This is a genomic window from Methylorubrum suomiense, assembly GCF_022179765.1.
GTDB classification, from domain to species: Bacteria; Pseudomonadota; Alphaproteobacteria; order Rhizobiales; family Beijerinckiaceae; genus Methylobacterium; species Methylobacterium suomiense.
This window is the reverse complement of record NZ_BPRE01000002.1, coordinates 39,153-57,988: the sequence shown is the minus strand read 5'-3', so window position 1 is coordinate 57,988 and position 18,836 is coordinate 39,153. Positions and strand designations below refer to the sequence as shown.

Genomic DNA, 18,836 nt, shown 5'->3' with positions numbered 1-18,836 from the left:
TTCATGAGCGAGGCTCCCCGTCCAAAGCGGCGATTCCGACAGCGGACCGTGATTCCCGGCTTCGGGCTCACGCTCGGCTACACGCTCACCTGCCTCGGGGTGATCGTGCTGCTGCCGCTCGCCACCCTGGTCGCCAAGGCTGCGGGGCTCGGACCGGCGGGCATCTGGGCGGTCGCCACCGATCCGCGGGTGGCGAGCGCCCTGCGCGTCAGCTTCGGCGTGTCGCTGCTCGCCGCGCTCACCGCCTCGATCTTCGGCGGCATCGTCGCCTGGGTGCTGACGCGCTACGATTTTCCGGGCCGCAAGCTCGCCGACGCCGTCGTCGATCTCCCCTTCGCCCTGCCGACGGCGGTCGCCGGCATCGCGCTAGCCTCGCTCTACGCCCCCAACGGGGCGGTGGGCTCGCAGCTTGCCAAGATCGGCATCGAGGCGGCCTACACGCCGGTCGGCATCTTCATCGCGATGGTGTTCATCGGCCTGCCCTTCGCCGTGCGCACGGTGCAGCCGCTCATCGCCGAGATCGACAAGGAAGTCGAAGAGGCGAGCGCGATCCTGGGCGCTTCGCGGATCGCGACCCTCACCCGGGTCGTGCTGCCGCCGCTCATTCCGGCGGTGCTGACGGGCTTCGCCCTCGCCTTCGCCCGGGGGGTCGGCGAGTACGGCTCGATTATCTTCATCGCGGGCAACCTGCCCTACGTCTCCGAGATCGCCCCGCTGCTGATCGTCATCAAACTCTCCGAGTTCGACTACGAGGGGGCCAGCGCCATCGCGGTGATCATGCTGGCGATCTCCTTCGTGACCCTGCTCGCCATCAACCTGATCCAGGCCTGGAGCCGGCGGAGATTCGGCTATGTCTGACGCCGTCGCCTCCCTCCCCGATTCACCGGACGGCACCATCCGTCCGGCCCAGAGCGTGGTGACCGAGCGTCCCTGGATCCGCTGGCTGCTGATCGCGGTTGCCCTGACCTTCCTCGCGCTGTTCCTCGTTCTGCCGCTGATCACGGTGTTCGCGCAGGCGCTGGCGAAGGGCTGGGGCGCGTATCTCGCCGCCTTCACGGAGCCGGACGCGCAATCGGCGATCCGCCTGACGCTGACGGTGGCGGCCATCGCGGTGCCGTTCAACCTCGTCTTCGGCGTGGCTGCGGCCTGGGCCATCGCCAAGTTCGAGTTCCGCGGCAAGAACCTGCTCGTGACCCTGATCGACCTGCCGTTCTCGGTCTCGCCCGTCGTGTCGGGCCTGATCTACGTGCTGGTATTCGGCTCGCGCGGGCTGTTCGGGCCGGTGCTGCTCGAACACGACATCCAGATCATCTTCGCGGTGCCGGGCATCGTGTTGGCGACGGTCTTCGTTACTTTCCCCTTCGTCGCGCGTCAGTTGATCCCGCTGATGCAGGAACAGGGAACCACCGAGGAGGAAGCCGCGCTGACGCTCGGAGCCTCCGGCTGGCACGCCTTCCGGACGGTGACGCTGCCGAATATCCGTTGGGGCCTGCTCTACGCGGTCCTGCTCTGCAATGCCCGGGCGATGGGCGAGTTCGGCGCGGTCTCGGTGGTGTCCGGCCACATCCGGGGCCTCACCAACACGCTGCCGCTGCACGTGGAGATCCTCTACAATGAGTACAACTTCGTTGCCTCTTTCGCCGTCGCCTCCCTCCTTGCCGGCCTCGCTCTTGTCACCCTCGTCATCAAATCCCTCCTCGAGTGGCGCTACGCCGACGACATCGCGGCGGGCACACGGCGTCACTGATCGGATCGGCCAGGCCACCGCGATCCGCATCGAGGATCTGTCGAAGACCTTCGAGACGGCGGCGGTCCTGCACGATTTCAACCTGGACGTCCGGGCGGGCGAATTGCTGGCGCTGCTGGGCCCCTCGGGCTCCGGCAAGACGACGCTCCTGCGCATCATCGCCGGGCTCGACTTCCCCGATCGCGGCCGGATCATCTTCGGCGGCGACGACGCCACGCGCGTACCGGTGCAGCAGCGCGCGGTCGGCTTCGTGTTCCAACACTACGCCCTGTTCAAGCACATGACGGTGGCGCAGAACATCGCCTACGGCCTCAATGCCCGGCGCCGCTCCGAGCGTCCCGAGAAGGCCGAGATCAAGCGCCGGGTCGGCAATCTCCTCGACCTGATCAAGCTGTCGGGCTTCGCCGACCGCTATCCGTCGCAGCTTTCCGGCGGCCAGCGTCAGCGCATCGCCCTGGCCCGCGCGCTCGCCGTCGAGCCGCGGGTGTTGCTCCTCGACGAGCCGTTCGGCGCCCTCGACGCCCAGGTGCGCAAGGACCTGCGCCGCTGGCTGCGGGAGATCCACGACCGGACCGGCCAGACCACGATCTTCGTCACGCACGATCAGGATGAGGCGCTGGAGCTGTCCGACCGCGTGGCGGTGCTCGATCGTGGCCGACTGGAGCAGGTCGGTACGCCCGACGAGGTGCAGGAGCGCCCGGTCTCCCCGACGGTGCTGAAGTTCCTCGGCGACACGATCGAGGTCGAGGCGATCGCGCAGAACGGGCAGGTACTGGTTCAGGGTCGCCCCACGCCGCTCACGGCCCCGCAGGGCCTGTCCGGTCCGGTCAAGCTCTATGCCCGGCCCTGGCAGCTCCAATTCGCCGAGGCCGATACGGCCCATCTCCACGGCACCGTGCGGTCCTCCTACCGGACGCAGGGTCGGCAACGCATCGAAGTCGACCGGGAGGGCGCCAAGACCGTCGTGGTCGAAGCCTCCGACACCGCCCGGCTCGCTCAGGGCCGCGAGGTCGGGCTGCGGATCGTCGGAGGTTGGGTGTTCCCGTAGCCGGACGCACCCGCCCCCTATCCCCTCATTCTGAGGTGCTGCGAAGCAGCCTCGAAGGAGGGCTCCAGCCAGCCGCGCGATCCCCGGAGCCCTCCTTCGAGGCTTCGCTCCGCACGTCAGGATGAGGATGTGGGCGGGGAGAGGCCCGTCTCACGCGCGCCCGGCATCCGCCGACAGCATCAGCGGATCGATCCCGATGCCGCGCAGGGCTTGATCGTATTTGGTGCCGAGGCCGGCTCCGAAGATCAGGTCCGGGTCGGCCGGGCAATTGAGCCAGCCATTCGCCAGGATCTCGTTCTCGAGCTGGCCCGCCTGCCAGCCGGCATAGCCGAGCGCCAGGACGGCGTTGGAGGGGCCGCGCCCGTCGGCGATGGCGCGGAGGATCTCCACCGTCGCGGTCAGGCACACCCCCTCGTCGATCTGGAGGGTCGACTGGTCGATGTGGAAGTCGGCGGTGTGCAGGACAAAGCCCCGCTTGGCATCGACCGGCCCGCCCATCAGAACCGGCATATGCCCGACCCGCTCGCGCAGGCGGATCGCGTCGGACTCGCTGGCGATGTCGAGCTGGATCAGCAGATCCGGCATGCTGAGATCGGCCACCGGCTTGTTGACGATGATGCCCATCGCCCCGTCCGCCGAGTGGGCACAGAGATAGATCACGGAGCGGGCGAAGCGCTCGTCGCCAATGCCGGGCATGGCGACCAGGAACTGGCCGTCGAGATAAGCCGGATCTTTGAGGGAGGATGCGGGGCTCTGCATGGCCCCATGCTAATCCGCTCGCGGCCGTTGATCCATAAGGCAAACAGGCTCTTGATCGTGATCCGCCCCGGCGCCTCGACAGGGACCCGGCCCCCGTCTAACGCTGGCTGGGCACAAGTGGAAATCCTGCCCGACAGGATGCGAGGAGAGCACGGATGACGATTCAGGTCGGCGATCACCTGCCCCAGGTCACCTTCCGGGTGAACGGCCCCGACGGCCCGCAAGCCAAGACCACCGACGACCTGTTCAAGGGCCGCCGCGTCGTCCTGATCGGCGTTCCCGGCGCCTTCACCCCCGCCTGCCATCGCAATCACCTGCCGGGCTACGTCGCCAACCGCGACGCGATCCTGTCGCGCGGCATCGACGCCATCGCGGTCACCTCGGTCAACGATGTGTTCGTGCTGAACGCGTGGCAGCAGCAGAGCGGCGCCGAGGGCATCGAGTTCTTGGCCGACGGCAATGCCGAGTTCGCCAAGGCGACCGGCCTCGAGATGGACGGCACGGGCTTCGGCCTCGGTACGCGCTCGCAGCGCTACGCCATGCTGGTGGACGACGGCGTCGTGCGGGTGCTGAATGTCGAGGATACGCCGTCGAAGGCGGAGATTTCCGGCGCGGAAGCGCTGCTCAAGGTCATCTGAACGAGCCGATCGCGGCCCCTCTCCCCCACGGGAGAGGGGAAGAGCGCGGGCGCTATCCCACCCACCCGTAATCCCGCGCATCGCTCGCGCGGCGATGGAACGCCAGCCGCCGGTCGTACTCGAGCGGATCCTTCGGCTGCACCAGGGCGCCCGGCGGTACGTTGAGCCAATCGACCAGCCGGGTCAGCATGAAGCGCATCGCCGCGCCCCGCGCCAGCATCGGAAGCGCCGCGACCTCGGCCGGCTCCAGCCTCCGCACGGCATCGTAGCCGGCGATCATGGCCCCCGCCTTGTCGCGGTGGAAGGTGCCGTCCGCGTCGAAGCACCATGCGTTGAGGCTGATGGCGAGATCGTAAGCGAAGGCGTCGGTGCAGGCGAAATAGAAGTCGATGAGTCCCGACACCTCGTCGCCGATGAAGAACACGTTGTCGGTGAACAGGTCGGCGTGGATCACGCCGGACGGCAGCCCCTCCGGCCAGGAGGCTTCGAGCACGTCGAGATCGGCCCGCGTCCGTGCGGCGAGGCCGGGCGCCACCGTATCAGCCTGGCCCTCCGCCTGCAGGAACAATGGGCGCCATGCCCCGACCGAGAGGTTGTTCTCACGGCGCATGGAGAAGTCGCGGCCGGCTTGGTGGAGCCCGGCGAGGGCGGCGCCGAGCGCGCGGCAATGCTCCGCGTTCGGGCGACTGAGCGAGACGCCGTCGAGGAAGGTCACGATGGCGGCGGGTCGGCCGCAGAGGCGCCCCAACGCCGTCCCCGACCGGTTGCGTACCGGTTGCGGGCAGGCGAGCCCGGCCCGGGCAAGATGCCCCATCAGGTTGATGAAGAACGGAAGATCCTCTTCCCGCACCCGCTTCTCGTAGAGGGTCAGGATGAAGTTGCCGGCCTCCGTGTGGAGAAAGAAGTTCGAGTTCTCGACGCCCTCCGCGATGCCCTTGCACGCGAGCAGATCGCCGATCTCGTAGTCGGCGAGGAAGGCGCGCAGCGCCTCGTCGGAAACGTCGGTGTAGACCGCCACGGATCGCTTGCCCGTTCACACAAAGGAAAGGGGCGCCGTGGGCGCCCCTGGGTCGTTGCCGGATGCCCCGGCAGACAGCGAGAGGACGACTACGCCGCCTCGCTGCGCAGCTCGCGCGGCAGCGGGAAGGACATGTCCTCGATCGTCACCGAGACCTGATCCACCGTCACGTCGAAGCGGGCGGCAAAGGCGTCGATGATCTCTTCCACCAGCACCTCGGGGGCCGAGGCGCCCGCGGTGAGGCCGAGGCGGCGCACATCCTTGAAGGCGTCCCAATCGATTTCCTCGGCCCGCAGGACGAGACGGGTGATCGGGCATCCGGCGCGCTCGGCGACTTCGCGGAGACGCTGCGAGTTCGAGGAATTGGACGAGCCGACCACGATCAGGGCATCGACCCGCGGCGCGACCTCCTTCACCGCTTCCTGGCGGTTGGTGGTGGCATAGCAGATGTCGTCCTTGTGGGGACCGTGGATGCCCGGGAACTTGGCCTTGAGCGCCTCGACGATGTGCTTGGTGTCGTCGATCGACAGGGTCGTCTGCGTCACCCAGGCGAGGGCCTGCTCGGGCGGGGGGTTCAGGGCGTCGATCTGCTCGATGTCCTCGACCAGGGTGATCGAGCCCTTCGGCAGCTGGCCCATGGTGCCCACCACTTCCGGATGGCCCGAATGGCCGACCAGGAGCACGTGGCGCCCACGCTTGTGATGGATCTCGGCCTCGCGGTGGACCTTGGTGACCAGCGGGCAGGTCGCGTCGATGGTGGTGAGACCGCGCGAGACGGCGTTCTGCGGCACCGTCTTGGCGACGCCGTGGGCCGAGAAGATGACCGGTGCGCCGCTATCGGGCACCTCGTCCAATTCGCGGACGAACACCGCGCCCTTCCGCTTGAGCGTTTCGACCACGTATTTGTTGTGGACGATCTCGTGCCGGACATAGACCGGCGCCCCGTAGAGCGCGAGCGCCCGCTCCACCACGTCGATGGCCCGTACCACGCCGGCGCAGAAGCCGCGCGGTGCGCAGAGCAGGATCTCCAGGGGTGGCTTCTCCCCCGTCACGGCCGGATGCGGGACCCGGTTGGGGTCGGCGGTGAGGTTGATGGTATCGGCGCTCATGATCTCGCGGATGTGGAGAGGGGTGGCAGGGTCTGTCAACAGCGGCCAGCCCGAAAGCCGCGACAGGATGAGAAGGCCTGTCCGTTGCAAACCCCATAACACATCCGGCTCCCGGCGTGAGCCCCACCCGGAAAACAGCTGATCGCCCCAGGACGCGTCCCGGGCCGAAAAGGTCCTCGGGCGGGCCCGGTATGAGGCGGCGTGTGACGAACGACACGCGAATCGGCCTCGCGACAATGGTCCTCGCGGGATAAGGGGAAGGATCTTCCCGGTCCCCGCGAAGCGATCCAAGGCTTCGATCCAAGGATTTGATCCCAGGCGTCCATGGCGAGTGCCGCGACCCATGCCAGCTTCCTGCCGCCGGTCCTGACCTTCCTGTCGGCGGCGGTGATCGGCGTGCCGATCGTGCGTCTGCTCGGGCAGAGCGCGGTGCTGGGCTACCTCGTCGCCGGAGTCGTGATCGGCCCGGCCGGGCTCTCGCTGATTGCCGAGCCGGAAACCGCGGCGAGCGTCGCCGAGATCGGCGTCGTGCTGCTGCTGTTCATCGTCGGGTTGGAGCTGGAAATCTCCCGCCTCGTCTCGATGCGCCGCGATATCTTCGGCCTCGGCACCGCGCAGCTCGCTCTGTGTTCTCTGGCGCTGGCGGGCGCCGGCCTCGCCTTCGGCCTGACGCCCGCCGCGGCGACCGTGGTCGGCATCGCGCTGGCGCTCTCGGCGACGGCGGTGGCGCTGCAGCTCCTCGAGGAGCGGGGCGATCTCGGCAGCGCCTATGGCGGCCGATCCTTCGCGGTGCTGCTGTTGCAGGACATCTCGGTGGTGGCGATCCTCGCCCTGCTGCCGCTTCTCGCCTCGGCCGGCGCGACGCCGAAGGACGGGTGGCTCGACGAGGGCCTGCGCTCGACGGCGCGGGCCGCCGCCGCGGTCGCGGGCGTGGTGGTCGTCGGCCGCTACGGCCTCAACCCGTTCTTCCGGCTTCTGGCCGCCGCCGGTGGTCGCGAGGTGATGACGGCGGCGGCCCTCCTCGTCGTGCTCGGCACCGCCATGGTGATGGAGAAGGCCGGCCTCTCCATGGCGATGGGGGCGTTCCTGGCCGGCGTGATGCTCGCCGAATCGAATTTCCGCCATCAGCTCGAGGCCGATATCGAGCCGTTCCGCGGCATGCTGCTCGGCCTGTTCTTCATGAGCGTCGGCATGTCGATCGATGGCGGGCTGCTGGCCAACCATTGGGTGGCGCTGATCGCGGCGACCCTGGCCGCCATCGCGGTCAAGGTCGTGCTGGTGGCGGGCCTGTTCCGGCTGTTCGGCTCGCCCTGGCTCGACGCCGTGCGCGGTGCGGCCGTTCTAGCCCCGGCGGGCGAGTTCGCCTTCGTGATCCTTCCGGCGGCCGCGGATCTGCGCATCCTCGAAGGCGACGTCCCTCGCTTCTGCGTGGCGCTGGCGGCGCTGACGATGCTGGTCGGGCCGATCATCGCCAAGGGCCTCGACGCGGCCTTCGCCCGCCGTTCGGGCGAGGCCGTACCGCCGACGGATGTCGGCGATGTCGCGGAATCGGGAGAGACCCGGGTCCTCGTCGTCGGTTTCGGCCGGTTCGGTCAGATCCTCGCACAGGTCCTGCTGGCGGAGGGTATCAGCATCACGGTCATCGACAAGGATGTCGGGCAGATCCGGGCGGCGACGAGTTTCGGGTTCCGCATCTATTACGGCGACGGCACCCGCCTGGACGTGTTGCGGGCCTCCGGCCTCGCCAAGGCGGACCTGATCTGCATCTGCATCGACGACGCGGAGGCCGCGCTCAAGATCGTCGACATCGTCCACGAGGAATTCGCCGACGTCCGCACCTATGTGCGTGCCTACGACCGCACCCACGCCATCGAGCTGATGAACCGCGACGTCGATTTCCAACTCCGCGAGACCGTCGAATCCGCCCTCGGCTTCGGCCGTGCGACGCTGGAAGGCCTCGGCCTCTCGGCGGAGGCCGCCGCGCGCCGGGTCGAGGATGTGCGCAAGCGCGACGTCGCGCGCCTCGTGCTGCAGCAGGCCGGGGCCATGCCGGACGGCAGCGGCTGGATGCGGGGCGCTCCCGAGGTGCGGCCCGAGCCGCTCACCGCCCCGACACGGCCCTCGCGGGCCCTTTCCGCCGAAACCCGCGGCTTGATCGAGACGAAGCGCCACGAGGCGGCCACCCGCGTGCTGGAGCCCGAGGATTCCGAACGGGATGCCTGAGGCGACATCCGGGGCGACGACGGCCGGGAGCGGGAGCCCGGCGCGCTTCGTCACGGGCTCGATCCTGCGCCACGTCGTCGTGATGAGCGGCACCGGCTCGGTCGGCCTGATGGCGATCTTCGCCGTCGACCTCCTCTCGCTGTTCTACGTGTCGAAGCTCGGGGATCCGTCACTCACCGCCGCCGTCGGCTTCGCCTCGATCGTCCAGTTCTTCGCCATCGCGATCAATATCGGCCTGATGATCGCGGCAGGCGCCCTGGTCTCGCGGGCGATCGGTCGGGGTGATCCGGCCGGCGCGCGGCGGATCGCGACCTCGGTCAACGTTCATGTCCTGATCGTCTCGGGTCTCCTCGTGCTGGGTCTCCTCGCGGTGCTCGATCCGCTGCTGCGGGCAATCGGCGCGGAGGGGCACACGCTGGACGTGGCCAAGCGCTATCTCTGGATCAGCCTCCCGTCGAACCTTCTGCTCGGCCCCGGCATGCTGGCGACAGGCCTCCTGCGAGCCGTCGGCGCGGCGCGGGACGCGATGTCGGTCACGCTCGGTGGGGCCATCGTCACCGTCTTCCTCGATCCGGCCCTGATCTTCGGTCTCGCTCTCGGAGTCGACGGAGCGGCCATCGCCGTCTGCGTGGCGCGGCTCACCTTCGTGGCGATCGGCGCAAACGCCTTGCGGCGCCACCGCCTGCTGGAGCGGCCGCGCCTGTCGGGGATCCTCGGTGACCTACCGGAGGTGGTGCGCATCGCGCTGCCGGCCGTGCTGACCAACCTCGCACCCTCGGTCGCCAGCGCCTTCGTGGCCCATGCCCTGTCCGGGTTCGGCCCGGAGGCAATCGCCGGCAATGTGGTGATCGACCGCTTGGCCCCGGTCGCGTTCTGCGGATTGTTCGCCATGTCGGGCTCGATCGGCCCGATCCTCGGCCAGAACTGGGGTGCCGGCCGGTTCGACCGGATGCGCGGCGTGCTCCTGCAGGGCGCTCTGGTGACGGCCCTCTACATCGTTCTCGTCTGGCTGCTCTTGGCGCTCGCCCGGGCGCCCCTGGCCCGCGCCTTCGAACTGACCGGGATCGCCGCCGACCTGTTCGGCTTCTTCTGCCTGGTGGCCGGGCCGGTCTGGTTCTTCAACGGGCTCCTGTTCCTCGCGAATGCGTCGTTCAACAATCTCGGCTCGCCCTTCGTCTCGACCCTGCTGAATTGGGGTCGGGCGACCCTCGGCACGATGCCGCCCGCCCTCGTGGGCGCCGCGTATTACGGGCCGAAAGGGGTGATCGCCGGGACCGGGCTCGGCTCCATCGCCTTCGGACTCGCCGGCCTCGCCCTCGCCTTCCGGACCGTTCGAAGGCTGGAGCGCGGTGAAAGGCCCGCACGAGAGCCGAAACCGAGAGAGGCATCGACACCCGATACGGCAGGCTCTTCTCCCGCGCCCTCGAGCGGAATGCCGATCTAACGGGCCGATTTGGTCACACGAGAGGGGCTTTCCTAGCCGAAATCGACACGGAAAACGGTCGGCGGCTGGTCAGGGTCGATCCGATGCGACACACTTCCCTGCGAATGCGGCCCGCCGGGCCTCTTCGCGAGGCGGCGTGAGGCGTCCCGACCATGTACACGATGTTCGATATCCTCCAGGGCCAGAGCGATGCGAACGTGCGCGCGTTCGGCCAGCAATTCGGGCTGTCACCGGACCAGACCCGGCGCGCCATGGAGGCCTTGATGCCCGCCCTGACCCTCGGCCTCCAGAGCCAGGCGGGAGCGGATCCGATGGGGTTCGGTCCCCTGTTCGGCCTCGGTATGCCGGGCGCCGCATCCCGACCCTCCACACCTCCGGACCTGATGTCGGGGATGTTCGGTTCACCGATGCTGGCGCAAGCGGTGATCCAACAGGCCGCGACCGCGAGCGGCGTCGGCGCACAGGCCTTGCGTCAGATGTTGCCGATGATGGCCGGGATGATCGTGGCGGGGATCGTCCACCTCGTTCTCAACCCGCCCGCCAGCCCGGCGGCGGAGCCGGCGCAGACCCCGCCGAACTTCGGCAATCTCTGGGCCGATTGGCTGAACGGGCTGACCGCGGCAGCCTCGGCTCAAGCTGCACCCACGCCTCCGACGCCCCGGCCAGCGCCAGCCCGCCCGCAGCTGCGCCAGGAGCCGAAACCGAGTGTGAATTCGCAGACGGACGCCACCAAAGCGTCGATGGAGGTGATTTCGCAGATGTTGCAGACCGGTGCGGAGGTCCAGGAGCAGAACGTCAAGGCCATGCGCGATGTCTTCGACGCCTTCTGGAGTCCGAAAGAGGGCTCCGCCGCCCCGGGCGACGCACAGCCGAAACCGGCCTCGGAGGCCGCGCCCAAACCGAACTCGCCCACCAACTCGTCCGGCCGGCGCAAGCCAGGGGCGCGCAACTGAGCCCGCAGGTCGCTACTGGGCGAGCGTGTAGTATTTCACGATCGAATCGAACATGTCGCCCATCGCCTTGCCGAAGAGGGTCATGCAGGTGACCACGCTGGCGGCCATGACGGCGGTGAGCAGGGAATACTCGATCATCGTCGCGCCATCGGTCTCCCGCGCGAGCCGGGCGACACCGGCACGCAGCCGGACGGCAAGGAGAGCAGCGCGCTCGGTCGAGATCAGACGCACGGCGAATCGGTCCGAAGGCGTGACAGTTTTGGCAGCCTATCGGGTCAACGTTGCGACGAACTTAAGATGACCGCTGAACTCACGGCGGCGCTTCTGAAAATGGTTCGGTGCAACGATTCAAATCATACGATCCGGACAGCCTCCGGCAACCTCACCGCTGGCTTTGCGATGGCATGATACGTTTCGTATCTGCCATCGCGAGGATCGATCCAGCACTCTGCCAAGTCATGACAGCGCCATGCTCGGATGCGCGTCAGAGGAACCGGGCGCTCAAAACGGAGGCGGTGGTCACGCCTTTCCCGTCTCCTGCCTCAGCGCGTCAATGCGCTTCGAGGCTTCGGCCTTACCGAGATCGGGCTCGAACGCCTCCGGGGATTTGGCCTGCTCGGACAGCGTCTTGAGGTAGGACGCCTGAGCTCCCGTCATCGGCTCGCCGCCGGTGGTCCATTCGTCCGGATCCTTGATCCGGTTGGACTCGTCGGTCGGATCGACCTTCGGATTCTCGGCCTGAGTCTCTTCGGTCTTGCGCGTCATGCGACACCCTTCTTGTTCATGGAATGTTCCATGGGACTGTCGGGGAAACGCAGGGCTTCGAGCAGGGTTCCGGCGGGAGGGCGCAGCATCGTGCGCCCTCCACAGGATCATCAGGCGGCCGCTGCGCGGGGCTGCACCTCGGCGCTGTAATCGTCCATCAGCGTCTTGGTCAGCTCGGCCGGCGTGAAGCGGTAAGGGCCGATCTCGGAAACGGGAGTCACCTCCGCCGCCGAGCCGGTGATGAAGCACTCGGTGAAGCCGGTCATCTCCTCGGGCCGGATGCGGCGCTCGATCACGCGGATGCCGCGGCGCTTGGCGAGTTCGATCACGGTCTGGCGGGTGATGCCATTCAGGAAGCGATCGGCCTGGGGCGTGTGGATCGCGCCGTCCTGAACGAAGAACACGTTGGCGCCAGTGCATTCGGCGACGTTGTCCTCCCAGTCGAGCATCAGCGCGTCGGCATAGCCCTTGTTCTCGGCCCGATGCTTCGAGATCGTGCAGATCATGTAGAGACCCGCCGCCTTCGAGGTCGAGGGCGCGGTGCGGGGATCGGGCCGCCGGTAATCGGCGAGATCGAGGCGAATGCCCTTCATCTTGGTCGCCGGATCGAAATAGCTCGGCCATTCCCAGGCCGCGATGGCGAGATGGATCGTGTTCTTCTGCGCGGCCACACCCATCATTTCGGAGCCGCGCCATGCCACGGGGCGAAGATAGGCGTCCTGCAGGCCGGACGTGGCGAGCACTTGGGCCTTGGCCGCCTCGATCTGATCGACCGAGTAGGGAATCTCGAAATCAAGAAGCTGAGCCGAGCGGCGCAGGCGCTCGGAATGCTCGCGGCTCTTGAAGATACGCCCGCCATAGGCCCGTTCACCCTCGAACACCGCCGATCCGTAATGGAGGCCGTGACTCAGCACGTGGATCTTCGCCTCGCGCCACGGCACCATGGCGCCATCGAACCAGATCGTGCCCTCGCGCTCGTCGAACGGGATGACGGACATCGCTGAAACATTCCTCTGCGCGGCCGCGCGCGGGCCGCGAGGTCGCATGATTCAAGGCTGGGACCGGCGCACGACCGCAGGAATACGGCGGGGGTGACGGGTGCCGGGCGGGTTGACGGGTAGCAACGAGGCTGAGATATGTCAACAACACTGACTTATCTGGCCCGGGCCGTCCGCCCCGCGCTCCGACGGAAGGCTTCGACGACGTGACCCGCGTGATGACGAGAGGCACAGAAACCGTACGCGAGGCGGAGATGCGTATTGAGGCAGCCCCTGCCCGCGACAGCGATGATTTGATCGAGCTCCTGTTCTTCGCCTATCGCGATTTCGTCGGTGATCCCGATCGGATCCTGGCCGAATACGGTTTCGGGCGGGCCCATCACCGGGTCCTTCATTTCGTCGATCGCTATCCGGGCCTCACCATCGCCGAACTGCTCGACATCCTCCGGATCACCAAGCAGAGCCTGAACCGCGTGCTCAAGGACCTGATCGATCAAGGCTATGTCGAGCAGCGCACCGGCACCAGCGACCGGCGCCAGCGCCTGTTGTTCTGCACGCCGACGGGGCGCAGCCTCACCGCCGATCTGACCCGGGTCCAGGTGCGCCGCGTCGCCCGCGCCATCGAGGAGCCGGCGGAGGCCGAAGGTAGGAACGGCCGGGAGGCCCGGATCGCCTCCGCCCAGGGCTTCCTGCTCGCGATGATCGAGCCGGGCGACCGCCCCGCCGTGCGTCGCCTCATGGCGCGCCGCGCCGGGATGCGGGCCTGATGTCGGTCGCACCCGTCGAAGGGACCGCTGCGAAAGCCCGGGCGGAGCTTCCCGATCACGCCCCCCATATCCTGATCGTCGATGACGACCGGCGCCTGCGCGAATTGCTCGCTCGCTTCCTGTCGGAGCAGGGATTTCGCGTCACCGCTGCCGCGAGCGCGGCGGAGGCGCGGACGCGGGCGCAATGCTTCGTATTCGACGCCCTCGTCCTCGACGTGATGATGCCCGGCGAGAGCGGCTTCGACTATGCGCGCTCCGTCCGCGAGACCTCGCGGGTGCCGATCCTGATGCTGACGGCGCGTTCCAATCCCAATGACCGGGTGACCGGCCTGGAGATCGGCGCTGACGATTACCTGCCCAAGCCGTTCGAGCCGCGCGAACTGATCCTGCGGCTCAACAACATCATCCGCCGCCATGCCGCGGCGCCCGAGCCGCGCCCGGAGGGCGAGGGTGCGGTGATCTTCGGCCCCTTCACCTTTCGCCCCGACCGCGGCGAGCTGAAGCGCGATTCCGAGACCGTGCGGATCGCCGAGCGCGAGCGCGAGATCCTGACGATCCTATCCCAGGCCCGCGGCGGCAACGTCGATCGCGAGACGCTCGCGGGCAATGGCGGCTTTGCCGCCGAGCGCACCCTCGACGTTCAGATCAACCGGCTGCGCCGCAAGATCGAGCCGGACCCGGCCAATCCGAGCTTCCTCCAAACGGTGCGCGGCGTCGGCTACCGCCTCGTCGTCGATTGAAGCCGCCCGTGGCGGGGCCCGTCGATCCTCTTCCGGCCCCAGCCCACCGGCCGGGCGCGCTCGGCGGTGCCTGGGGCCCGGTCTACCGGGCGTGGCGTCGCCTCGGGCGGCGGATCGGGGACGTGCTGCCCAAAGGTCTCTACGCCCGCTCGCTCATCATCATCATCGCCCCCGTCGTCCTGCTCCAGTCGGTGATCGCCTACACCTTCATGGAGCGGCACTGGCAGCTCGTGACGCGCCGTCTCTCGGCCTCCGTCACCGCCGACATCGCCGCCCTGATCGACATCTACGAGACCTATCCCCAGGATCGGAACGCCGAGACCATCACCCGCATCGCGGGTGAGCGGCTGAACCTCGACCTCGACATCTTGAAAGACGCCAAGCTTCCGACGCCCGGTCCGCGGCCGTTCTTCTCCATTCTCGACGAGGCCCTCTCGGACGAGATCAAGCGCCAGATCAAGCGGCCTTACTGGATCGATACGGTCGGGCGCTCGAATCTGATCGAGATCCGGGTCGCGATCCCCGACGGGGTGATGCGGATCGTCGCCCGGCGCAGCCAGGCCTACGCGTCGAACTCGCACATCTTCCTGCTGTGGATGATCGGCTCGTCGCTGGTGCTGCTCGGCGTCGCGATCCTGTTTCTGCGCAACCAGATCAAGCCGATTCTCCGGCTCTCCGCGGTAGCCGAGGGCTTCGGCAAGGGCCGCGAGATCGAGTTCAAGCCTCGCGGCGCACGCGAGGTGCGCCAGGCCGGTCACGCCTTCATCGAGATGAAGCGGCGCATCGAGCGGGCGATGGAGCAGCGCACGACGATGCTCAACGGCGTGTCCCACGACCTGCGCACGATCATCACCCGCTTCAAGCTCTCCCTCGAACTGGTGGAGCAGACCCCGGAGGTCGAGGATCTGCGCCGGGACGTGGACGAGATGAGCCGCATGCTCGAAGGCTACCTCGCCTTCGCCCGGGGCGATCTCGCGGAGACGGCGGGCGTCACCGACATGCGGGTGATGCTGGAGGATCTGCGCAGCGATGTGGAGCGCCTCGGCGCCCATGTCGACGCCGTCGAACTGGAGGGCAGCCCCCTCGTCACCGTCCGGCCGGACGCCATGCGGCGCTGCCTGTTCAACCTCGCGGCCAACGCCGCGCGCTACGGCGAGGCGGTGGCGATCTCGGGCAAGCGCGAGCACCGTTCGTTCCTCGTCTGCATCGACGACGACGGTCCGGGCATCCCGGTGGAGAGCCGCGAGGACGTGTTCAAGCCGTTCGTGCGCCTCGACGATGCGCGCCAGGATGCCGGCGGATCGGGGCTCGGCCTCGCCATCGCCCGCGATATCGCGCGGGCCCATGGCGGCGACGTCACGCTACATGACGGTCCGCTCGGAGGCCTCCGGGCGCAGGTGCGCATTCCGGCCTAACGACGTCGTCGTGGGTCCGACGCAGCCTCGTTCCGGCGCGTCCTTTCCGCTTGTCGACGAAATCCGGCTTGGCGGGAGTTTCCTTGGCCGGAGAGGGGGTGCTAAAGACCGTCACGCAATCTGTTTCGATCCGGGTCGCTGCGCCGCCCCGCCAACGTGAGTGTTGTGGAATGAACCCGCTGGTGCCGCTCTCGGCTCTCCTGCTCCTGCCGATCGGCGCGGTGCTCGCCGTGCTGTTCACGGATACCGGCATCGAGCCCCTGCTGTTCAAGGACGCGGTGAAGACCTTCGCGATCCTGTTCGTGGTCGGTGGTGCGATGTCCTTCGCCGCGAGCAAGCTGGCCGATCGCTCGAACGCCTGAGCATCGTCTCCGCGCCGCTCCGGATGAGGCGCTGCGCGGGTCAATGGGTGAAGGAGAGAGGCCATGCCGCAGGTCGTTCCCTCCTTCGAACGGATCGGCGAGGAGAACGCCTTCGCCGTTCTGGCTCGCGCCAGCGCGCTGGCCGAGCAGGGCCGTGACATCGTCAATCTCGGCATTGGCCAGCCGGATATGCCGACACCGCCCCATATCGTCGAGGCGGGCATCAAGGCGCTGCGCGACGGGCATCACGGCTACACGCCGGCCATCGGCATCACGCCCCTGCGCGAGGCAGTCGCGCGCGACATCCAGCGCCGCCACCGCGTCGAGGTCTCACCGGATTCGGTGATGATCGTACCGGGCGGCAAGGTCACCATGTTCATGGCGATCCTGATGTTCGGCGCGCCCGGCGTTGAGATCCTCTATCCCGATCCCGGATTCCCGATCTACCGATCCATGATCGCGTTCACGGGGGCGACTCCGGTGCCCGTGCCGATCCGGGAAGAGAACGGATTCGCGTTCTCCGCCGAGGAAACCCTCTCGCTCGTCACGGAGCGCACGCGTCTTCTCATCGTGAATTCACCGGCCAATCCGACCGGCGGCGTCACGCCGAAAGCCGAGATCGACGCCCTGGTCGAGGGACTGGCCGCTTATCCGGACATCGCCGTTCTGTCCGACGAGATCTACGGCACCATGACCTATGACGGGCAGGCCCATCATTCGCTGCTGGCCTACGAAGGAATCCGCGATCGGCTGATCTATCTCGACGGCGCCTCGAAGACCTATGCGATGACCGGCTGGCGGCTCGGCTGGTCGGTTTGGCCCAAGCCCTTCTACGATGCGGCGCGCAAGCTCGCGGTCAATTCGCATTCCTGCGTGAACGCTGCCACGCAATGGGCCGGGATCGCGGCGCTGGACGGACCGCAGGACTGCGTTGCCGCGATGGTCGCCGAATTCGACCGGCGTCGCAGCCTCGTGGTCGAGGGGTTGAACGCGCTGCCGAACGTTTCGTGCATCACGCCGAAGGGCGCATTCTACGCCTTCCCGAACATCACCGAGACCGGTTGGCGAGCCAAGACGCTGGCTAAGGCCCTTCTGGAGGAGGCGGGGGTCGCGGTGATCGGTGGACCCGATTTCGGCGTGTACGGCGAGGGTTATCTCCGCCTGTCCTACGCCAACTCACCCGAGAATATCACACGGGCTTTGGAGCGGATGAAGACGTTCCTGGCACGGACGAGCGGGCATAAATCCTCAACCAGCCGATGAGGCTCGTGACCATCGTCGGCGTGATACCAACAGTTTTCGTTCTGCCGCCGAGAGTCCTTGAAAGAACTGCCCCCAAATCGCGCAGCAGGGGATAATCTCAGCCTTTCTCGATTTTTCATGCATCCCAATCGCCGGGTGCGGCGTTGTCCGGCCATGCTTCGCTGCAGACGACAGGCGGCGGACGTCACTAGGACGGAGATGCACGAATGAAGATCAAGACCCTTCTGGCCGTTTCGGCTTTTGCTCTCGCGCTGCCGATGGCCGCTCAGGCCCAGGGCACGCTGCGCGGTGCCGAGCGCGGTGCGCAGGACGGCGCGGATGCGGCCGGCCCGGTCGGCGCGATCGTCGGCGGTGCGGTCGGCGCGGCCACCGGCACGATCGGCGGCATTCTCGGTGTCGAGGATCGTCCGCGCTTCCGCTCCTACGTTCGTGAGCGCAACGTCCGCTCCTACGATTACGATGGCCGCGTTGCCGTCGGCACCGTGCTGCCGAACTCGGGCGTGACCTATTACGACGTCCCCGGCGAGTACAGCGTGGCCCGCGGCACCCGCTACACCGTCGTCAACGACCGTCCGGTGCTGGTCGACGGCCGTCACCGCATCATCGAAGTCATCGAGTAAGACGTCTCAAGTGCGCTGCCGAGAGGCAGCGCCGCTGACCGGCCCCGGCGCTCCTGCGCCGGGGCCGTTTTCTTTTGCGCCGAGATAATCGGCTCCTTCGTCCCATCATCGAAGCCGATCTTCAAACGAAGCTCGGTCCCACAAGCACGCAACGCTTATCCGTTTTCGTCCGTTGACAGGTGCAAGGCCGGCCAAACCCTAGCAGGACAGACGATGAGCGCCCCCGACGAGAGATCCGATGCAGCCCCGCTGCCGGAATCCGTTCGTGATCATCTCGGCCATGAATTGCGCACCGTCTATACGGTCGAAACGCCCGGCCCGCGCTTCCTCGGCGACGAACCCGAAGTGCCAGTGAAGTTCGAACCGCAGATCAAGCGCCTTGAGACGCGTCTCAAGACCCACGAGGAAGGCACCGAAGCCGTCGAGCAGGCTCTTGAGCGCATCCTCGATGCGTTCGGCGTGGCCCTTCCCGAAGACAAGCCACGCCGGCCGGAATAGCCTCTGTTCTCAGACCCTCAGGGGTTCGACCGGCGCTCAGCCAGGAGATCGCGGATTTCTCCCAGCAGCTTCACGTCCGCGGGCAGCTCCGCGACCGGTTCGGGCTTCGCCTCTTCCCGTGACTTCAGCGCGTTCATTGCGCGAATCACCATGAACAGCACGAAGGCCACGATCGTAAAGTTGACGGCGAGTGTGAGGAACTGTCCGTAGCCAATCACCGCGCCGACCTTCTTGGCGTCGGCATAGGCCATCCCCGATTGCACCTTCGACGAGAGCGGGATGTAGTAGTTCGAGAAATCGAGGCCGCCCGTCACCGCGCCGATGATTGGCATGATCACGTCCTGCACCAACGAATTCACGATGGCGCCGAAGGCTGCGCCGATGATGACGCCGACGGCGAGATCGACCACGTTGCCGCGCAAGGCGAATTTCTTGAATTCCTCAAGCATGTTCTCTCTCCCGGTTGTAT

At 67.5% G+C, this 18,836-nt stretch carries 21 protein-coding genes; 14 read left to right on the top strand and 7 right to left on the bottom strand.

Annotation, left to right across the window (positions count from 1 at the left end; genetic code table 11):
* Positions 1-3: 3 nt before the first annotated feature.
* Genes cysT through MFF26_RS03540 form a run of 3 tightly spaced genes read left to right on the top strand, consistent with a single transcriptional unit; the run spans position 4 to position 2,795 of the window.
* On the top strand, positions 4-858 hold the full coding sequence (gene cysT / locus MFF26_RS03550) for a sulfate ABC transporter permease subunit CysT (protein ID WP_137828568.1): 855 nt from the start codon (positions 4-6) through the stop codon (positions 856-858).
* Positions 851-1,747, top strand: coding sequence for a sulfate ABC transporter permease subunit CysW (gene cysW / locus MFF26_RS03545; RefSeq protein WP_137828567.1), 897 nt, complete (start codon positions 851-853; stop codon positions 1,745-1,747). The genes cysT and cysW overlap by 8 nt, the downstream gene beginning before the upstream one ends.
* A 4-nt stretch (positions 1,748-1,751) precedes the next feature.
* Positions 1,752-2,795 carry a sulfate/molybdate ABC transporter ATP-binding protein gene (locus MFF26_RS03540; protein ID WP_137828598.1) on the top strand — a complete coding sequence of 348 codons (1,044 nt, stop codon included), beginning with the start codon at positions 1,752-1,754 and terminating at the stop codon, positions 2,793-2,795.
* Between the two features lie 150 nt (positions 2,796-2,945).
* Here MFF26_RS03540 and MFF26_RS03535 read toward each other — a convergent pair whose 3' ends face one another.
* Positions 2,946-3,554, bottom strand: a complete 609-nt coding sequence (locus tag MFF26_RS03535) for a YqgE/AlgH family protein (protein ID WP_137828566.1) — start codon at positions 3,552-3,554, stop codon at positions 2,946-2,948.
* A 155-nt stretch (positions 3,555-3,709) separates the two neighbouring features.
* Between MFF26_RS03535 and MFF26_RS03530 the strand changes: the two genes are divergently transcribed.
* Complete coding sequence (locus tag MFF26_RS03530) at positions 3,710-4,192, top strand: peroxiredoxin (protein ID WP_137828565.1); 483 nt, start codon at positions 3,710-3,712, stop codon at positions 4,190-4,192.
* A 52-nt stretch (positions 4,193-4,244) separates the two neighbouring features.
* Here the strand turns inward: MFF26_RS03530 and thrB are convergent, their stop codons facing one another.
* Together thrB and ispH are read right to left on the bottom strand one after the other, a co-directional pair.
* Positions 4,245-5,210 carry a homoserine kinase gene (gene thrB / locus MFF26_RS03525; RefSeq protein WP_137828564.1) on the bottom strand — a complete coding sequence of 322 codons (966 nt, stop codon included), beginning with the start codon at positions 5,208-5,210 and terminating at the stop codon, positions 4,245-4,247.
* Positions 5,211-5,299: 89 nt separating this feature from the next.
* Positions 5,300-6,319 carry a 4-hydroxy-3-methylbut-2-enyl diphosphate reductase gene (ispH, locus tag MFF26_RS03520; RefSeq protein WP_137828563.1) on the bottom strand — a complete coding sequence of 340 codons (1,020 nt, stop codon included), beginning with the start codon at positions 6,317-6,319 and terminating at the stop codon, positions 5,300-5,302.
* A gap of 324 nt (positions 6,320-6,643) precedes the next feature.
* Between ispH and MFF26_RS03515 the strand changes: the two genes are divergently transcribed.
* From MFF26_RS03515 to MFF26_RS03505, 3 genes are all read left to right on the top strand, one after another.
* Positions 6,644-8,542, top strand: a complete 1,899-nt coding sequence (locus MFF26_RS03515) for a monovalent cation:proton antiporter-2 (CPA2) family protein (RefSeq protein WP_137828562.1) — start codon at positions 6,644-6,646, stop codon at positions 8,540-8,542.
* Entirely contained in the window at positions 8,535-9,986 is a 1,452-nt protein-coding gene (locus MFF26_RS03510; RefSeq protein ID WP_238307467.1) for an MATE family efflux transporter, read from the top strand. Before MFF26_RS03515 ends, MFF26_RS03510 begins: the two co-directional genes overlap by 8 nt.
* A 152-nt stretch (positions 9,987-10,138) precedes the next feature.
* A complete protein-coding gene (locus MFF26_RS03505; protein WP_238307466.1) occupies positions 10,139-10,939 on the top strand; it encodes a DUF937 domain-containing protein in 801 nt (266 codons plus the stop codon).
* Between the two features lie 12 nt (positions 10,940-10,951).
* On the opposite strand, the gene MFF26_RS03500 is transcribed toward MFF26_RS03505, so the two are convergent.
* From MFF26_RS03500 to MFF26_RS03490, 3 genes are all read right to left on the bottom strand, one after another.
* A complete protein-coding gene (locus MFF26_RS03500; RefSeq protein ID WP_137828559.1) occupies positions 10,952-11,170 on the bottom strand; it encodes a Flp family type IVb pilin in 219 nt (72 codons plus the stop codon).
* A 288-nt stretch (positions 11,171-11,458) separates the two neighbouring features.
* A complete protein-coding gene (locus MFF26_RS03495) occupies positions 11,459-11,704 on the bottom strand; it encodes a DUF3072 domain-containing protein (RefSeq protein ID WP_137828558.1) in 246 nt (81 codons plus the stop codon).
* 110 nt (positions 11,705-11,814) lie between these two features.
* Positions 11,815-12,702: a branched-chain amino acid aminotransferase gene (locus MFF26_RS03490; RefSeq protein WP_137828557.1), complete on the bottom strand. Its 888-nt coding sequence runs from the start codon at positions 12,700-12,702 to the stop codon at positions 11,815-11,817.
* A 254-nt stretch (positions 12,703-12,956) separates the two neighbouring features.
* On the opposite strand from MFF26_RS03490, the gene MFF26_RS03485 reads away from it, so the two are divergent.
* The 7 genes from MFF26_RS03485 (at position 12,957) to MFF26_RS03455 (ending at position 18,367) form a co-directional block, all read left to right on the top strand.
* Complete coding sequence (locus MFF26_RS03485) at positions 12,957-13,469, top strand: MarR family winged helix-turn-helix transcriptional regulator (protein WP_238307465.1); 513 nt, start codon at positions 12,957-12,959, stop codon at positions 13,467-13,469.
* Entirely contained in the window at positions 13,469-14,209 is a 741-nt protein-coding gene (locus tag MFF26_RS03480; protein ID WP_137828555.1) for a response regulator, read from the top strand. The genes MFF26_RS03485 and MFF26_RS03480 overlap by 1 nt, the downstream gene beginning before the upstream one ends.
* A gap of 8 nt (positions 14,210-14,217) precedes the next feature.
* Positions 14,218-15,624: an ATP-binding protein gene (locus MFF26_RS03475; RefSeq protein ID WP_373324342.1), complete on the top strand. Its 1,407-nt coding sequence runs from the start codon at positions 14,218-14,220 to the stop codon at positions 15,622-15,624.
* 170 nt (positions 15,625-15,794) lie between these two features.
* Positions 15,795-15,986, top strand: a complete 192-nt coding sequence (locus MFF26_RS03470) for a hypothetical protein (protein WP_137828553.1) — start codon at positions 15,795-15,797, stop codon at positions 15,984-15,986.
* A 63-nt stretch (positions 15,987-16,049) separates the two neighbouring features.
* Positions 16,050-17,249 (top strand): pyridoxal phosphate-dependent aminotransferase, encoded by a 1,200-nt coding sequence (locus MFF26_RS03465; RefSeq protein ID WP_137828552.1) that lies wholly within the window; start codon positions 16,050-16,052, stop codon positions 17,247-17,249.
* A gap of 206 nt (positions 17,250-17,455) precedes the next feature.
* Positions 17,456-17,869 (top strand): DUF1236 domain-containing protein, encoded by a 414-nt coding sequence (locus tag MFF26_RS03460; RefSeq protein WP_137828551.1) that lies wholly within the window; start codon positions 17,456-17,458, stop codon positions 17,867-17,869.
* A gap of 213 nt (positions 17,870-18,082) precedes the next feature.
* Complete coding sequence (locus MFF26_RS03455) at positions 18,083-18,367, top strand: hypothetical protein (RefSeq protein WP_137828550.1); 285 nt, start codon at positions 18,083-18,085, stop codon at positions 18,365-18,367.
* Positions 18,368-18,384: 17 nt separating this feature from the next.
* Here MFF26_RS03455 and mscL read toward each other — a convergent pair whose 3' ends face one another.
* Positions 18,385-18,816: a large conductance mechanosensitive channel protein MscL gene (gene mscL / locus MFF26_RS03450; protein ID WP_137828549.1), complete on the bottom strand. Its 432-nt coding sequence runs from the start codon at positions 18,814-18,816 to the stop codon at positions 18,385-18,387.
* Positions 18,817-18,836 lie beyond the last annotated feature (20 nt).

Bases quoted from the DNA above. Each gene is read 5' to 3' on its own strand.
- cysT (WP_137828568.1), top strand. From the start codon at position 4: ATGAGCGAGGCTCCCCGTCCAAAGCGGCGATTCCGACAGCGGACCGTG.
- cysW (WP_137828567.1), top strand. From the start codon at position 851: ATGTCTGACGCCGTCGCCTCCCTCCCCGATTCACCGGACGGCACCATC.
- MFF26_RS03535 (WP_137828566.1), bottom strand. From the start codon at position 3,554: ATGCAGAGCCCCGCATCCTCCCTCAAAGATCCGGCTTATCTCGACGGC.
- MFF26_RS03530 (WP_137828565.1), top strand. From the start codon at position 3,710: ATGACGATTCAGGTCGGCGATCACCTGCCCCAGGTCACCTTCCGGGTG.
- ispH (WP_137828563.1), bottom strand. From the start codon at position 6,319: ATGAGCGCCGATACCATCAACCTCACCGCCGACCCCAACCGGGTCCCG.
- MFF26_RS03515 (WP_137828562.1), top strand. From the start codon at position 6,644: ATGGCGAGTGCCGCGACCCATGCCAGCTTCCTGCCGCCGGTCCTGACC.
- MFF26_RS03510 (WP_238307467.1), top strand. From the start codon at position 8,535: ATGCCTGAGGCGACATCCGGGGCGACGACGGCCGGGAGCGGGAGCCCG.
- MFF26_RS03505 (WP_238307466.1), top strand. From the start codon at position 10,139: ATGTACACGATGTTCGATATCCTCCAGGGCCAGAGCGATGCGAACGTG.
- MFF26_RS03495 (WP_137828558.1), bottom strand. From the start codon at position 11,704: ATGACGCGCAAGACCGAAGAGACTCAGGCCGAGAATCCGAAGGTCGAT.
- MFF26_RS03490 (WP_137828557.1), bottom strand. From the start codon at position 12,702: ATGTCCGTCATCCCGTTCGACGAGCGCGAGGGCACGATCTGGTTCGAT.
- MFF26_RS03485 (WP_238307465.1), top strand. From the start codon at position 12,957: ATGCGTATTGAGGCAGCCCCTGCCCGCGACAGCGATGATTTGATCGAG.
- MFF26_RS03480 (WP_137828555.1), top strand. From the start codon at position 13,469: ATGTCGGTCGCACCCGTCGAAGGGACCGCTGCGAAAGCCCGGGCGGAG.
- MFF26_RS03470 (WP_137828553.1), top strand. From the start codon at position 15,795: ATGAACCCGCTGGTGCCGCTCTCGGCTCTCCTGCTCCTGCCGATCGGC.
- MFF26_RS03465 (WP_137828552.1), top strand. From the start codon at position 16,050: ATGCCGCAGGTCGTTCCCTCCTTCGAACGGATCGGCGAGGAGAACGCC.
- MFF26_RS03460 (WP_137828551.1), top strand. From the start codon at position 17,456: ATGAAGATCAAGACCCTTCTGGCCGTTTCGGCTTTTGCTCTCGCGCTG.
- MFF26_RS03455 (WP_137828550.1), top strand. From the start codon at position 18,083: ATGAGCGCCCCCGACGAGAGATCCGATGCAGCCCCGCTGCCGGAATCC.
- mscL (WP_137828549.1), bottom strand. From the start codon at position 18,816: ATGCTTGAGGAATTCAAGAAATTCGCCTTGCGCGGCAACGTGGTCGAT.